The sequence below is a fragment of the Evansella tamaricis genome, from assembly GCF_019042215.1.
GTDB classification, from domain to species: domain Bacteria; phylum Bacillota; class Bacilli; order Bacillales; family Salisediminibacteriaceae; genus Evansella; species Evansella tamaricis.
On record NZ_JAHQCS010000152.1, the window covers coordinates 1 to 15,403 of the forward strand.

Genomic DNA, 15,403 nt, shown 5'->3' on the forward strand with positions numbered 1-15,403 from the left:
AGGCTATCGCCTAACCGACATTCATCTCCCCCTTATCGTTGGGCTTCGCCCTTCACACGATTGAAGAGGGAGTCTTCTGTCGGAAAATGATAAAAATAGAGTAAACCCACCTAAAAATGGGGGCTATTCCATCCCTAATTTAGCACAGAACAACACCCATTTTTTTCTCAAAAATCCATTTATTCTAATGTAAACGTAGCGAAACCTGCACTTCCGTCGCCTCGATAAGTGAAGTACAATGCTTGAACACCATCTGGGATAACGATGTCAGAGGTGTACTCGGTCCATACATTCGTAAAATCAACTGGAATCTCACCAAGTGCTTCTCCATCCCATGCGGTTTTCACCTCAAAAACGCCTTTACAATATCCACGTACCTTTATCTTCACTTTCGTTATACCTTGACAGTCAAAATATTTGAATCCAGCAGTAGCTGAGTCTTGCATATTCGCAATATATCCCGTTTCCTCATCCCCATCTTTCCCATCCTGGGTGATCTTCGGGAACTGGCTGTCCATCCATAAACCGCCAGAATACATTGCCTCATCTTTATGGAACAGATTACAAGCCAGATATGTCGGATACTCCCCGCGCCCGATTAGCGGAGCACCATTGGAACCACACGAAGTCATCTCCACCTGCGGAATCGTTCCATCCTCTAGCACTTCAATCCGCTCGATACATCCTTGACGGCAAAAGCTTGAACCGTTTGTATGTCGATGGTAAAAAATATACCATTGCCCTTCCATCTCGACGATGCTTCCATGATTATTACCGCCATAAAACATTGGTTTTTCCGCCGGTTTATAAGTATCGATATGAAGATCATTATTGCTTACAATAACACCCTTATACTCAAAACCTTTCGTCGGATTTTTACTCGTCGCATAACAAAGCTCATGCATCACGATGGAGGAATAGACTAAATAATACGTATCTCCAATCTTTCTCATGGATGGTGCTTCAAAGAACTCATGACCTTCAAAACCACTGCCTGCACTATAAGGTTCACTTGGTGCAATGAAAACTGGTTCCTCTAATATTGTCAGCATATCTGGTCCGAGAACGGTTGCCATTGCGCCATATCTCGATTTATCCCCTTTTGCGCAAAAACCAGTATAAAGGTACGTCTTATCTCCTTCAGTCAATAAACCTGGATCAAATTGAGGCTGGTCGCCTTCTCTTTCTCCGAGACGCGTTCCATCTGCATAATGGACATATCCATAGAATTCATATTTGCCTGCAGGCGTGTCACAAACGGCAACAGATACAACAGGCACTTTATCTAAAACATAGTAAAGATAATACCTTCCGTCTGGTCCGACAGTGACATCCGGTGCATATAAACACATATTTCCAGCAGGATTTAAAGGATCATCTGTTTTTTTGTAAATCACACCTTCATAGCGCCAGTCGCCCAAGTTATTCACGGGTGCTGACCAGCATACATAATCATTCAAGCAAAATACATGTCCGTTAAAACGATCGTGAGAGCCATAAATATAGACCCTATCGTTAAAAACATACGGTTCCGCATCGGGTATGTACTCCCAAGATGGTAAATATGGATTGAGTCCTTGCGTTTTCTGTTTGTCCACTGTAAGCACCTCGATTTTATTTATGTAGTAACAATAATAAATACTCATCCAAGAAAATTGAAAGCGATAACAATAAGGTGCACATATAAACCAACAACCTTAAGCAGCTAGTTGACCTTGATGCTCGTCGTGATAATCTACTAACCAGACACCCGTTCTCTTCATATTGATTTACAAGTACCTGAATCATAGAAGTTCAGCATAAGGCTATAATATTCTTTTTGTCCGTATATGTAAATATAATAAGATAAAATGCATTAACTTAACCGTACAATCCTGCTATCGAAACGTATATAACCCCCGTAAAAACTCCTTAAAAAGAGCAACTTCCCTCGTTTCCTCTTTATAGATAAGATAGGTTGCTGCTTGCGGAAGTGGGATATCTTCTGAAGAGACTTCCAGCATGCGTCCTTCCATCAACTCTCTCGTTACCGACGAGCGTGGGAGAAAAGAGATTCCCAATCCTTCTTCAATGAATTTCTTTGTAATGTTGACTTGAGAAACCTCCATTGTCCTATAGCGACTAAATTTTTGTCCAATTTCCGCAAGCAGGTCATCCCAGTAGCCCGGATGGTTGTGCGTTAAAATAAGGTGTTCATGGATGAGTTCTTCCATCTCAAGAGGCGGGGCAGTTTCCACGTCTCTGCCGTCATGCGCCGTCACTAAGATGACCTGGTCCTTGTACAGTTCAGCGACATGCAGTTCTTGATGAAAGGGCTCTATTCTCGCCAGGCCCACGTGCGCTGTACCATTTGCGACCGTATCACCTATTTCAATCGATTCCTTCACCTTTATAACTGCCTCAATTTCCGGATTTTTCTCAAGGAATCGCCGTAAGATAGACGGCAAGATCGAGGCGGCAATCAACGGTGAAACGGCTATCACGAGCTTCACTTTATATCCTTGCTTCCAGCTTTCCATTTCATGTATGCCCTGATAGTAATCGTCCAGTATTTGTTTCGCATGGGGAAGGAACCGTCTGCCCGCTTGTGTGAGAAAGACATTCCGGCCGGTTTTTTTAAAAAGCTCCTGTCCTAGGACCTCTTCTAAGTTTTTAACATGTACTGTTATCGTAGGTTGAGCAATAAATAGAACCTCTGATGTCTTTCGATAGTTTTCATATTCCGCTGCGGTCACGAATGTTTTCAGCCACTTTATATCCACTGACAACCCCTCCAGCATTAATTAATTATGAATCATAATTAATTAATAGAAATTATTTATTATTCATAATTATAAACCTGTATTAGAATAGACACAAAGTAAAAATTGACTGGAGGAAGATACATGGGAGATTTAAAAATGACTGGTCTCGCTGGCATCGTGGCAGCAGAAACTCGACTAAGCATGGTGGATGGAGAAAATGGCAGGTTGATCTATCAAGGTTATTTAGCAAAGGACTTAGCACTTAACTATTCGTTTGAAGAGGTGGCTTATTTATTATTGTACGGGAAGCTGCCAAGCAAGACAGAGTTACATGGATTTCAATGTAAACTTGCTGAGAATCGCCATCTGCCCGCTTACTTGATCCGGATTTTAAACGAACTGCCGGAGGATATGGAAGTGATGAGCGTTTTAAGAACGGCTATCTCCTCTCTTGGGCGATCGGAATTCGGATGGAAGCCGAACATCGATCAGGCGATCCGGCTCATCGCAATTACACCGGTCATCGTCGCCTATCGTTATCGCCAGCAACACAACCTTCCGATCATTAAACCAAGTGATAACCTGAATCACACGGCGAACTATCTCTATATGTTAACTGGTGAGGTGCCAAAGGATGTACATATTCGGGCACTGACAGTTTACATGATTTTGACAATGGAGCACGGAATGAATGCGTCCACTTTTGCTGCGCGGGTGGTTACTTCTACGCATTCGGACCTTGCATCTGCCATCGTCGGTGCCATCGGGGCAATGAAAGGGCCACTCCACGGCGGGGCACCAACAGAAGTCATTCAGCTCCTCGACGAGATTGGATCACTCGAGAATGCAGAACTTTATATTCGTGGAAAACTAGAGCGGGGCGAATTGCTCATGGGGTTTGGTCACCGTGTCTATAAAACAACCGATCCACGAGCAGAAGCGTTACGATCCATCACTTCTGAACTGATCGGCGAAGATGCCTGGCTGGACCTTGCTTATCATGTGGAAAAAACGGCGATTCAATTACTCGACGAATTTAAACCAGGTCGACGGTTATATACGAATGTGGAGTTTTATGCTGCAGCGGTGTTAAAGGCAGTGGAGATGCCTGCGGAATTGTTTACACCAACGTTTACTGTCAGCCGAACTGTTGGGTGGACTGCCCATGTCATTGAACAGGCGGATAACAACAAGATATTCCGTCCGCAATCGGAGTATGTCGGGGAGATACCTAGTTGACCTTGGCGCGAAAAAAAAGAGAGAGCGATAAGCAATCACGATAACGGTCTCTCTTTTTTTTTCACTTGACCAAAGCATCCAAGCGTCAATACTGCCAACATAATGAAAACGAGAATGGCAATTAGGGATTTTTTATTTGCCGCCATTAAAAATACAGTCTCCCTACTCTAGCAACTCACTGAATTTTTCAACGACCGTTTCTGTCAGCACTCCACTTTCCCTGAAATGATTCAAAAAGACGCTGATCATCATTTCATTTTCCTCAGTCACTTCCATTTTCAGCAACACTCGATTGATGATTTCTGATAATTCCTCAGGTCTTGCATACATTGTGTTCCACGCCCGTGCCTGCATGAATAATTCATCACTCAAAGCTGCCTCCTCTAGCAGCTCCACAGCTACCGATTCATGAAATTCCTCGTATGGATCTTCAAAAACATCGGTAAAAATAAAAGCAATCGGATTATGTTCGGTTAAATCATATCGGAAAAGATCATCCCCGACACTGACCACCAACATATTTTTTCCGAAAGAGACCTTTCCGTCTTCAAGCTGCATCTCGTCGTCTGATAACTTCTTGATTGCACTGGTCACGTGTGGTGTTATCAGCCAATAATGATGATCTGGATTCAACTGCGAGACATACTCCTCAATGCTTGTCTCATTTAACGTTTCCTCATTTGCCAATGTGGTGTAAGCAACTGGTCGATAATAGTAGGCCGCATCCATTCCCTTCATCGCAATTGTCCACTCCGCTTCTGGGCAATCGAAAAGGATGCGAAAGGCAAATCCGTCTTCTGTTTTTCGTAACTCATCATAGACCACCCATTGACCGACTTGAACGGGTTCATCTGCCTTCTCTGATTCGACATTGTGAAAAATAAGGTGAATGTATGCTTTCGTCGAGAACCCGCCATCTGCATTGAGATAAAGATGGAGGGTATTATCCTCACGTTTGATGCGTTCTATTATCGCGTCATGTAAACTTTCTTCAAAGACATCTTGCACTTCTTTTGGCAAAAATGAAGTCGCTGTCTTTGTCTGTTGGGAAGCTGCCTCCATCACCTGTTCAAACGCCTTATCCGCTTCCCGCATCCAATTTAGATAATCTTCCCTCACGTCCTTCGGTAGAGTAGGTTGGTTTATTGTGCTATTTTCTACATAAGGGATAAAACGGCTAGGCATCGTTTCAAGTAATTCTTCCTTCCCTTCATCAAGCTCTTCTTTGAGACGGGATTGGATGTCTTCTCCTTCCTCCTCCGCTTCTCTTAATACAATCTCCCACTCCTCATCGGATTCATGGATAGGCAGAAGATTACACTTCTGAAATCGTTCCTTTACCTCTTTCGATATATTCCACATGGCGCACCTCGGCAGTATAATATGTAGCTATTATTGATATTTTACTTCATTCATTTGAGTATCGGAAACAAAATTTTCACATGTCCAATTTCATAAGTCTGATTTCACATGTTCACTGGGTAGGTAAGGTCACTATCTCTGATTTCACATGTTCACTGGGTAGGTTCACATAGGTTCACATAGGTTCACAAACTGATGCTATGATTATAGTATTGAACCATAAATTCCTAATAACCCACTGATTAGAATCTATGAATTTATTAGTTTAAATAAATTACTTACATTTTGTCACAAACCCTACCGTCAAGTTGTTATATCTATTAACTAGGAAAGAAAGGAGAGAACGATGAAAATACATGACGTCGTAGTCGCAGTTCAAGCCGGGGACATTGCTAAATTTGAGATCATCATTGAAACGTATCAGCATCGGATATTTACTTATTGTTTTCGTATGCTAGGACACCGGCAAGAAGCGGAAGACATAACCCAGGACGTGTTCCTCCTTGCTTTTGAGAAAATAGATCAATACAAACCGATTGATTCCTTTTCTGCCTGGCTCTATAAAACTGCCCACAATACATGTCTGAACCATATTAAAAGAAAGCAATTATTTCATCATAAAATTATGCACTGGCTCCGCTTAGATGCTGATGGATCACATGAGAAGGACATCGACAATTGGATTTTGAAAGATTCCTTACAATACGCACTTCAGAAACTGCCTCCGCGCGACCGAAGTCTCGTTGTGTATAAAATACTAGAAGACAAAAGCTATTCTGAGTTAAGTACCCTCCTTCACACGAATGAAGTCACCATTCGCAAGAGGTACGAACGGGCGATCAAGAAAATTAGAAGAGTTTTTGAGGAAGTGGAGGGGAAGGAATATGAGAAAAACGTCTGGTGATTTAAAGGAAAGAATGAGCAACACCGGTCATCCTGACATTGATATCAAAGACAAGGTAATGAAACAAATCTATATGAGGCAAGAAAAAAAAAGACAGAGAAGACCACTCAAAATTGCTATCATAAGCTTCTGCTTTATGCTTCTGTTTGGCGGCGCGGCCTATGCATCCACCCACGTCCTGCAACTGATGAATCAGGATGGAGAAGTGTTAGTGGAAATTATTGAAGAAGAAAACTTAGGTTTCGATGAAAATGGATTTGAGGATTACTATCGAAGTCTAGAAGAAGCGGAAAAACAGGTTGGCGAGAACGAAAAGATCATGTTTTATTTTAAAGGGGATGTCCCTCCAGGAGGATCTGCCTACTGGATATTGGGTTCCTATAACTATTCCTATAAAACGTTGGACCGTATGAAAGAAGCGGTCACATCCCCATTTACGGACATTCGGTTCCCAACTTATATCCCCGACGAATTTATTTTTGACCAAGGGGAAATTACTTTGATGGAAAAGTACTTTGACATGTCAGTCCGAGAAGCAATCGAAAGGGAAGCTGAAACTACACAAAAACCATTTGTCACACAACCTATTGAAAGAGGTGACGGTCTTGTAACCTCCAAAGTTGCCTATGACTATACACGAGGCGAAGGGGCTCTCTCCTTTGTAGTTATTGAAAATGACGTCAACCATTTGGGTATTCAGTTGGAAGATATGGCAAGTGTAGAAAAGGTTACAGTACGTGGGCTAGAAGGATTTTATTACGTGGAAAACGGTGAACCGTCTCTCTTTTGGATCGAAGAAATTGATGAGGTGGAACTCGCTTACTGGATAACAGTGGAGGGAGAACACGCTCTGTCGAAGGAAGAGTTAATAATCATAGCTGAAAAAATGGAGTGATTGTGTTTTATTAGGCGATTACCACTTAACCCTTTAATGTATAAATAACTAGACTACCTGTGAATTTAATAGTCGTTAAGAAAAGCGCAAGCGCCTTTGGTCACGAGCGTAGGGCAGTGCCTCTTCCTCTACAAGCATCGCTCTGAAGAGTATCCGTCGAGGCAACTCGAAGCATATTCGCGAAGTAAACGCTCGTTGGACAGCGAATTCGAAGAAGTAGCTAGAAGTCCGCTCTTTGACTTCGGTTGTCACTTCCGAAGTGCCCCGCAGCGAGTAGGCGCTGGAGCTAGACAACTTGCCCGAAGGTGCAAAAAACTTATAAATTCTTATCTTTTAAAAAATTCCCACGCAAGATCGTATCCGCTGCTATCTAACGAATCATTCACATTACAAAAGGCATGAAGAATACTTTTCGTGCCTTTCCCCCTTTAGAAATTGTTGTACACTAGATGTTTCCGTCCAGTTGAAGTCTTCTCTTGAAATAAAACGATAGTATGCTGAAATAATATAGACTTCCTTTTAAAACCTTACAATACATTCATCCTACCATCTAAATTAATATAATTATCCAAATTTCTTCACTCTTTCTTTCCACGTGTTAAATGAGATATCGTACATCTTTTATGTCACATTTCCCCCTCTTTACTTGTTATACCTTTAGAAAAAGAAATGGGAGGTGGTCGTATCAATTTTATCACACGGGCATTCTGGAGCATCGTGTATCACAAAGGCAGAACCATACTGCTATTTGCTATCCTATTTCTTATTTCAAACCAAGTGATCATGAGTCTGTCTATCCAGCAAGGCGCAGACCAAGTTTACGATTGGACGAGGGAACAGCTTGGAAACGAAGTCATATTAGGCCACACAGAACAAACCACAACAACCACAAACTTGTTACCAGTTCAGCTTTCCCAAACACAATCTCTAAACGAATCGGAATTTGTTACTGCTTTTAATTACATATCCGATGTTCCAGCACTCGCAGATAGTTTTGAAGCGAAAAGAGTCAGTACGAACACGCCTACATTGGATGACGATGAATTTCGGAATCCTGATCTTTTACTAGAGGGGGTCAGAAGCTCTGATCTCCGTTTTGAGGATGCTAGATTAGTAGACGGACAGCACATAACAGAGGCGGATAGGGACACGAATGTCGTCCTTATGGAAAAAACAATTGCTGAGATAAATCAATTAACTTTTGGAGATACGATCACCTTATCATCCATCCCAACAATGGAAAAGCATTCATTCACCATTGTTGGCATCTATGAACGAGTCATGGAACAAGAAGATCACGAGGCGTTTTACCCGCTTGATATGTCTCATCCTGTTAATACGCTCTATATACCCTATACCCAGGCCCACCTTTTTGACAACAGCCTGTCTCCTGATTCCGTCTGGGAGGTTATCTATTACATGACAAGTGGGAAAGACATTGATGCCTTTATCAAGGAAGCCCACAATGAGAGCAACATTGATTTTTCACACTATCACTTGACTGCCAAGGACACACTTTTGGGAGAGATGACAGGTGCGTTAGGCAACGTTACGTCATTTTCCAGGATGGTTCTATACCTTGTGACGGGCACCGGAGTTATCATGATCGGTATGCTCATGATTTTTACGATAAAGGGTCGAACAACAGAAATTGGAATACTATACGCCTTAGGAGAAAGCCGTGTGAAAATCTGTGGACAGGTGCTATCCGAAATGGTATTAATCGCTTCTTTGGCCATCCTCCTTTCTCTTGGCACCGGGCATCTTCTATCCCATTTGACTGCAAGTTATCTTGTAGAGCATGAGCTTTCGGTTGTAACCGAGACCAGTGTTGATGTGGAACCACTGGAGGAAATACAGATAACCTTGTCACCTGAAACGATCACTACAGTTCCTGCTGCCATTCTATTGATTATTGTTCTCGCAAGTACACTTCCGATCGTCATGATTGTACGGTTTCAACCTAGAATGATCCTAGCAAGCTATGATTAACGAGGAGGAACACGAATGAATTTTTTCAAAAGAGCGTTCTTGTATTTATGGAATTACAAAGGGAGGAGCATCGCCTTACTCCTCCTCCTATTTATAATCGGTAATCTTGTACTTGCGGCTTTATCCATTCAACATGCCGTTCAACAATCAAGCGACTGGGCGCGGGCAAAACTCGGAACACAAATCACACTGAAATATGATTACATCAAAGCGATGGAATCTACTTCGTTTGATTCGGAAATCTTATACGAGTTCATTCCGATGAGCGAGGTCGAATCATTAGCTCAACTCAACAATGTTATAGACTACCACGTGTCGGAGAGTTATTCTGTCAATCCAGTAGGGTTTTATCCTGTCGTGGTGGACCATGAGGACGTAATTATATCAGGAGGCGACGAACGGCAAGATCATATTACCATGAATGAGGTTCTATCCAGTAAAACCGTCCCTCATTTTCGAAATGGGACGCACCGATTGGTGGAAGGCCGACATGTCACACAGGAAGATACGGGGAAAAATGTTGTCCTTATTGAAAAAACATTGGGTGATAAAAATCATTTAGATATTGGCAGTGAGATAGAAATTCGTGAGTTTGATCAAAGCGAGCTGTTTGAGGTTATCGGTATCTATGAAACGAGCCTCGAATTTGATGAAACCTCCCCGCTTCTAGTTATAAGACAACTTCCTTGGAATCAGATATATGTTCCCTTTCCATCCACGTTAACATCAAATGATGACGTCCAGGAAGCTGTCTTTTTCTTTAAATCGCCAAATCAGTTGCAGCCTTTCATCAACGAGGCGCAAGAAGCAAGTTCACTCGACTATGAAACGTTTTCCTTCCATACGAGTTCTGACTATTACAAAATTATGGCTGGTCCTCTGGAAATCATCGCTGCTTTCATTCAGACCGCCATTCTCATTGTTCTCTTCACCGGAGTGGTGCTCTTGTCCTTGGTTATCATGCTCTCCGTAAAAGGAAGAATGAAAGAACTCGGTGTATTGCTCTCTTTAGGAGAAAGCAAGGGCAAAGCACTTGGACAACTGATGACAGAAACACTGGTGATCGTCCTCCTTGCTTTTGCATTAGCAATCCCAACAGGCGCAGTCATTGGCGATTATGTCGGCACTTATTTGATAGAGCAGGAAGCAGGCTTCGTGATGGAATCTACAGGAAGTGAAATTGACGTGGTCCAAACGTTAGGTCTTGGCGGCACCGAACGAGTGGAAGTGATTCGCGATATCGATGTTCAGGTGTCTGCGGAAGTCATCCTTTGGCTTCTTAGTACTGGAGTACTTATCGCTCTACTGTCTTCCGCTCTTCCAACTTGGAAGATTGTACGATTACAACCTGCGAGGATTCTTACGAAAAGAGATTAGGGGGAGAATGAATGACGATACTGGAGTTTAACAATGTATCTTATTTTTTCAAAGATGGCCAGGCGACGGTCGAAATTCTGAAAAACGCAAATTATTCCTTTGAACAGGGAAAGCTTTATGCACTCCTAGGTCCATCCGGCTCTGGAAAAACGACGTCGTTGGCTCTTGCTGGCGGACTGGACGTTCCCAAAACGGGGAAGGTATGCTACCAGGGGAAAGACTTAAATGACATAGGATATAGCACTTATCGGAAGTCCAAGCGAGCGATGGTATTTCAGTCTTATAATTTACTCCCTTATTTAACAGCATTTCAAAATGTCCTCACAGGAATCGAAATAGCGAATTCAAAAGTAGCTAATAAAAAGGAGCACGCAATTAACACATTAAAACAAGTAGGATTAACGGTTGAGGAAGCCAATCGAAATGTCCGTAAACTTTCTGGAGGACAGCAGCAGCGGGTAGCAATTGCACGAGCATTGGCTAGTGACGTCGATTTAATTTTGGCTGACGAACCCACTGGAAATTTGGATCAGAAAACAGCGGAAGGGACAATAGACATATTTAAACGTCTCGCCCACGATGAACAAAAATGTGTCATTATTGTTACACATGACCAAGACATTGCTAAAGCTGCAGATCAAGTTATTGAATTAACCCACGGTCATTTTATTCAGAAGTTAAAGGATTAAGAAAAAGGGAACGGGACTCCGTGGAAAAATAAGAAAAGAGCAAGCGCTTAGGCTCACGAGCGTGGGGCAGTGCCTCTTCCTATACAAGCACCGCTCGAATATCCGTTCATCGGGCAGAGCGTCACGTCCTGTAGCATGCCCGATATTAGGACGTCCTGTCCGTTCATCGGGCAGAGCGCCACGTCCTGTGGCATGCCCGATATTAGGACGTCCTGTCCGTTCATCGGGCAAAGCGCCACGTCCTGTGGCATGCCCGATATTAGGACGTCCTGTCCGTTGTTGAGGCAACTCGTAGTCTATTCAAAGGGCAGCGTCGCTCGCGTGCTGCCACTGAAGTAAACGCTCGTTGGACAGCGAATTCGAAGAAGTATCTAGCAGTCCGCTCTTTGACTTCAGTTGTCACTTCTGAGGTGCCCCGCAACGATTAGGTAGGAACTAAAAAGGTTGTATACATTTTCATTGGCCTACAAATAGATGATGGGGGTATTCATTTTTAAGTTATTGTCCTTTCGAGGCTACTTTTTTGATTGGGACGTGAATTTCCATCATGAATTTATCATATTCCCAAGGATGGCAGCGTTCATCATAAAACTCAAAATCTAGCTTCGTGTCATCGATCTCATAGCCGGAACTTGGAAACCACTCCTCCAGAATGTATTTCCAAGTCCCTTTGATGGAGGCGACGAATTCCTCGTCCTTAACAGGTGGTGTTGTGAAAACAGCATACGTTGCCGCTGGAATGTCTAATTGATACATTTCGTCTAACGCCGTTTGAAAATCGGTCACCTCAACACCTAACACGTAAGAAAACTCGTCAGATTCCATATTTGTATTGACACATACTCCGTATTCTCCATGCCTCGGTGGTTGTTGTGTTTCATAGAGCTTCGATTCCTTGCCTTCTATATTACATTTCTCCCAAAAAGCGGGAATGTCCCTTGAATGGGCATTATTCCGTAATGTGGTTTTGAATTCATAACCTACTATTTTAAATGCTTCCCTTTCCATAATTCTAGGTTGCATTAAAACCCCTCCTGTCCTATTTTCCATTAGTTTTAATAAGTTGATTCGTTGTGGCATACTAATTGGCGCATGGATTCGATAAAAACTAGGTGGGTATCCAAAGGATTTTTTAAAAGCCTTTGTAAAACCTGCATGGGTTTCGAAACCATAAGTGAAAGCGATCTCCAATACTTTTTTACCATTTCGGAGGTCGTTAAGGGCAAACTGAAGCTTTCTCCTCGTGATATACTCCATTACTGGCATACCTACAAAACTAGCAAAAACACGATAGTAATGATACGTGGAAAATCCTGCTTTGTTAGCTAATTCTTCAACTGTTATTTCCTCCATAATATTTTCATCAATGAAGTCTAACGTTTCTTGGATCAGTTGGACATAGTTCATTAAAAACCCCCTCTATTAAAAGAGTTACCTAGGATACTTACATCATAACAATTCCATTAGCCGTTTTCTTATCCCAGATTGCTGTGTTTGAAAGAAAAACAGAGGAATGTAGGCCACTGAAAAAGTATAAAACAACTTTTCAGTGACCTTGGGGAAGGTACTTTGTCAAAAGAGAGACCGTTACCTTCCCCATACCCCAAAATCAAAATACGGAGTTCTCTCTTCTATATGTACGTATACCAATATGAAAAAGCGTCCCTGTTACTAACACAGGAACGCTACGCTACCATTTTTACTAGTAAGTATATTGTTAGTAAGTCTTCTTTCTTGAAAGAAGACTTACTAACAATTGTCCAACTGAGAAAACAATTGCAGTGATAATAATCACCAAATCCCTACTTAATGGCTTAAACCAAGCACCGTCGTCAGGAATAAAATACATAGCTAAAAGCAATGATAAAATCCCTGCAATCATATTGACCAATATCATGTATCGAATTTTTATTTTACCAGCTAAGACACCTGTTATTACAACATATAGCATGGAACCTAAAAATAGAAATGGAGGTTCAATGGCAATGTGTTGTCCATATTCAAAAAAGTGAAAGAGAAATGGTGCAGGAACTAACGTAAGAATTAACCATAATAATTTCATAAAATGCCTCCAAATCATCCAATTACTAACTTCACTTAACAATTGTTACAGATGGTGGTAAATGTGTTACTCATCATACAATAAACCATTCGGATCATATCGAAAATAAATGCTTGGTTATCAACCGCACCCTTACGTGAAGAAAAATATTACTCATAATGGCCTTTTGCTTCTGGTAGAGCAATGTATTCCTTTTTAGAAGAAACAACTTCATGAATATACTCTTCTAGTTTAATTAAGTTTAGAACATCTTCAGGGTATTCACAGTAAGTTGTATAGGAAAAGCTTTTTGTTTCTTCATTTGATTTAACGTTCCATTGGGAAAACGAGGCTGGTTCGGTTTCACACTCTTTTTCTTTGTCCAATTTTAATTCACCCATTATATTTATTTTCATCATCTCATTGTAAATTGCTTGTTTTTCTTTTTGGGTGAGTGAAATGTTAGCTTCGATGGTTCCATCTTCAACAAGGTCTTTCACTACGACATTAGTAAAAGTATCTACTTTTTGTTTTCCATATGTTCCGTAAGTAAGACTGAAATTAAAATCATTTGGCATCTTTTGATTCGTGTTATCTTGTGTATGATTACAACCAGCTACAAGTATTAAAGATAACGACAGTATAGAAAGGATTATTTTTTGTGGAGTGATGATCATTAAAAATGTTCCCCCTTTTACTATTAGACGTAGAATATCTTTCGTTCGTTGCTCTTATTGTGCAAAATTCTGTTAGTTTAGCAGTATTTTCGAGTTTGTAGTATAAAAAAACAAGCTGCTTCTATTACAGCTTGTAATTTTACTAACGTACGCTGTTACTGAGAAATTAATTTATTTCCCAAGTGTGGGATCCTCATTAGATAATTCAGTATAAAACGGATTAATCAGTAGAAACAATGCTCCCAGAACAAAAATTAAAATTAATGAGATTATTGGTGAAATATTAAAAAATGCTGGAAGAATCATAGGCAGTATGATAACGACCAATGATAGAAAAAATCTTATTCTAGTCTTCTTAGTAGTGTATTGTTTGGAATCACAAAATGGACATTTCATCCCTGTATCAAATACAAATCCACTTTTCAACGTCTGTTTCCAACTCCATCGTTTATTACAATTTTGACATTTAGGCATTCCTTCACCACCCATTTAAATAATCTTTTAGCTATCCTACCTTTAGCTTAATATTAGAACCCAGTTAGCGTCATAACTGAAACGACTGTATCTTGTACTATCGCTTCAGGTTACTGAATTCTATCAAGCAACTTATTTTTTTGTATGTATTTCATAAATTAAATAAGAATACAGCCTATAACTGATTGGTAAGAGTACTAAGATTGAAAACCATTTACTGTCGTTAAAAAGTAACCATAAAAACGCAATAATTATTGATAAGATAACAACTAAATTACCTGAAAATCCATTAAGAGGTTGATTGTTTAAAATGAATGATTTTGCTCCTTTTATGTCATTTGCATAACACCTTTCATGATAAGGAACGACAGCATATATTAAAACCGCTGTTACTAAATCATCTCTATGTTTAATTACTCCCGAACACTTTTCACAAATCACCATCTTGTCTGGCATTACTATTCCTCCTGAAGCAAGATTTTGCTGCATCATCATTATTTACGAATATTCTGATAAAAGGTTTCAAAAAACTAAAATCACAGTATCATTCGCAGATTAAAATGGCACGCAGAATAAGTTTTTCGTGCCATTGTTTTCATAGTTGCTTATCGAACTAACGCAACCCGTTTGTTTAAAAGGGTCAGCTATAGATTATTGAGCTATCGCACTTATTTGGTTGAAGAAGGTAGAGTGATTTATCTCTAATTTCCCATCAATCCAATATCATAAAGAATAAACTGGAGTGTTGTAAAAAGAACGATAGACAAAGCATATAGTACAGTTCCTTCAACTAAAAATGGTAGCATTACAGCTAAAGTAACGCTAAAGGTAAACTTTAAACTTGTTCTTTTTTTCTTTGCTTTTTCTGCTGCACTAAAACTTGCAAAACTTATTATTAGTAAGATAAAAATTATCAAATATGAAAACAAAAAATTCTCTCCTTTAATGCTTAGTTAAAAATAGTTTTCTTACAACAAGAAGGGATTAATTTTATTGAACAATCCTCCCC

At 40.6% G+C, this 15,403-nt stretch carries 16 protein-coding genes; 6 read left to right on the plus strand and 10 right to left on the minus strand.

The annotated features are described in order from the left end of the window. Positions 1-179: 179 nt before the first annotated feature. A complete protein-coding gene (locus KS419_RS19010; RefSeq protein WP_343215095.1) occupies positions 180-1,598 on the minus strand; it encodes a family 43 glycosylhydrolase in 1,419 nt (472 codons plus the stop codon). A 279-nt stretch (positions 1,599-1,877) separates the two neighbouring features. Then, complete coding sequence (locus KS419_RS19015) at positions 1,878-2,762, minus strand: LysR family transcriptional regulator (protein ID WP_217067974.1); 885 nt, start codon at positions 2,760-2,762, stop codon at positions 1,878-1,880. 123 nt (positions 2,763-2,885) lie between these two features. Between KS419_RS19015 and KS419_RS19020 the strand changes: the two genes are divergently transcribed. After that, complete coding sequence (locus KS419_RS19020; protein ID WP_246594279.1) at positions 2,886-3,983, plus strand: citrate synthase/methylcitrate synthase; 1,098 nt, start codon at positions 2,886-2,888, stop codon at positions 3,981-3,983. 162 nt (positions 3,984-4,145) lie between these two features. Here the strand turns inward: KS419_RS19020 and KS419_RS19025 are convergent, their stop codons facing one another. Then, complete coding sequence (locus tag KS419_RS19025) at positions 4,146-5,345, minus strand: DUF4085 family protein (protein WP_217067975.1); 1,200 nt, start codon at positions 5,343-5,345, stop codon at positions 4,146-4,148. Positions 5,346-5,691: 346 nt separating this feature from the next. On the opposite strand from KS419_RS19025, the gene KS419_RS19030 reads away from it, so the two are divergent. The 5 genes from KS419_RS19030 to KS419_RS19050 all read left to right on the plus strand — a co-directional run bounded on the left by KS419_RS19030 (position 5,692) and on the right by KS419_RS19050 (position 11,202). Beyond that, a complete protein-coding gene (locus tag KS419_RS19030) occupies positions 5,692-6,249 on the plus strand; it encodes an RNA polymerase sigma factor (RefSeq protein WP_217067976.1) in 558 nt (185 codons plus the stop codon). Further along, positions 6,230-7,144, plus strand: a complete 915-nt coding sequence (locus KS419_RS19035) for a hypothetical protein (protein WP_217067977.1) — start codon at positions 6,230-6,232, stop codon at positions 7,142-7,144. Before KS419_RS19030 ends, KS419_RS19035 begins: the two co-directional genes overlap by 20 nt. 669 nt (positions 7,145-7,813) lie before the next feature. Beyond that, a complete protein-coding gene (locus KS419_RS19040; protein WP_217067978.1) occupies positions 7,814-9,136 on the plus strand; it encodes an ABC transporter permease in 1,323 nt (440 codons plus the stop codon). Between the two features lie 15 nt (positions 9,137-9,151). Next, positions 9,152-10,513 carry an ABC transporter permease gene (locus tag KS419_RS19045; RefSeq protein ID WP_217067979.1) on the plus strand — a complete coding sequence of 454 codons (1,362 nt, stop codon included), beginning with the start codon at positions 9,152-9,154 and terminating at the stop codon, positions 10,511-10,513. An 11-nt stretch (positions 10,514-10,524) separates the two neighbouring features. Beyond that, positions 10,525-11,202 (plus strand): ABC transporter ATP-binding protein, encoded by a 678-nt coding sequence (locus KS419_RS19050; RefSeq protein WP_217067980.1) that lies wholly within the window; start codon positions 10,525-10,527, stop codon positions 11,200-11,202. On the opposite strand, the gene KS419_RS19055 is transcribed toward KS419_RS19050, so the two are convergent. The 7 genes from KS419_RS19055 to KS419_RS19085 all read right to left on the minus strand — a co-directional run bounded on the left by KS419_RS19055 (position 11,191) and on the right by KS419_RS19085 (position 15,323). Beyond that, the gene (locus KS419_RS19055) at positions 11,191-11,490 is read right to left on the minus strand and encodes a hypothetical protein (protein WP_217067981.1); all 300 of its coding nucleotides are present in this window, start codon (positions 11,488-11,490) and stop codon (positions 11,191-11,193) included. The two genes, KS419_RS19050 and KS419_RS19055, sit on opposite strands and share 12 nt — an antisense overlap. A 210-nt stretch (positions 11,491-11,700) precedes the next feature. Beyond that, on the minus strand, positions 11,701-12,609 hold the full coding sequence (locus KS419_RS19060) for an AraC family transcriptional regulator (RefSeq protein WP_217067982.1): 909 nt from the start codon (positions 12,607-12,609) through the stop codon (positions 11,701-11,703). 310 nt (positions 12,610-12,919) lie between these two features. After that, positions 12,920-13,264, minus strand: a complete 345-nt coding sequence (locus KS419_RS19065) for a hypothetical protein (RefSeq protein ID WP_217067983.1) — start codon at positions 13,262-13,264, stop codon at positions 12,920-12,922. A 149-nt stretch (positions 13,265-13,413) separates the two neighbouring features. Beyond that, positions 13,414-13,920 (minus strand): hypothetical protein, encoded by a 507-nt coding sequence (locus tag KS419_RS19070; protein WP_217067984.1) that lies wholly within the window; start codon positions 13,918-13,920, stop codon positions 13,414-13,416. 171 nt (positions 13,921-14,091) lie between these two features. Continuing rightward, positions 14,092-14,394 carry a TIGR04104 family putative zinc finger protein gene (locus KS419_RS19075; RefSeq protein ID WP_217067985.1) on the minus strand — a complete coding sequence of 101 codons (303 nt, stop codon included), beginning with the start codon at positions 14,392-14,394 and terminating at the stop codon, positions 14,092-14,094. A 132-nt stretch (positions 14,395-14,526) separates the two neighbouring features. Next, complete coding sequence (locus KS419_RS19080) at positions 14,527-14,850, minus strand: hypothetical protein (protein WP_217067986.1); 324 nt, start codon at positions 14,848-14,850, stop codon at positions 14,527-14,529. Positions 14,851-15,095: 245 nt separating this feature from the next. Beyond that, entirely contained in the window at positions 15,096-15,323 is a 228-nt protein-coding gene (locus KS419_RS19085; protein WP_217067704.1) for a hypothetical protein, read from the minus strand. Positions 15,324-15,403: the final 80 nt, after the last annotated feature.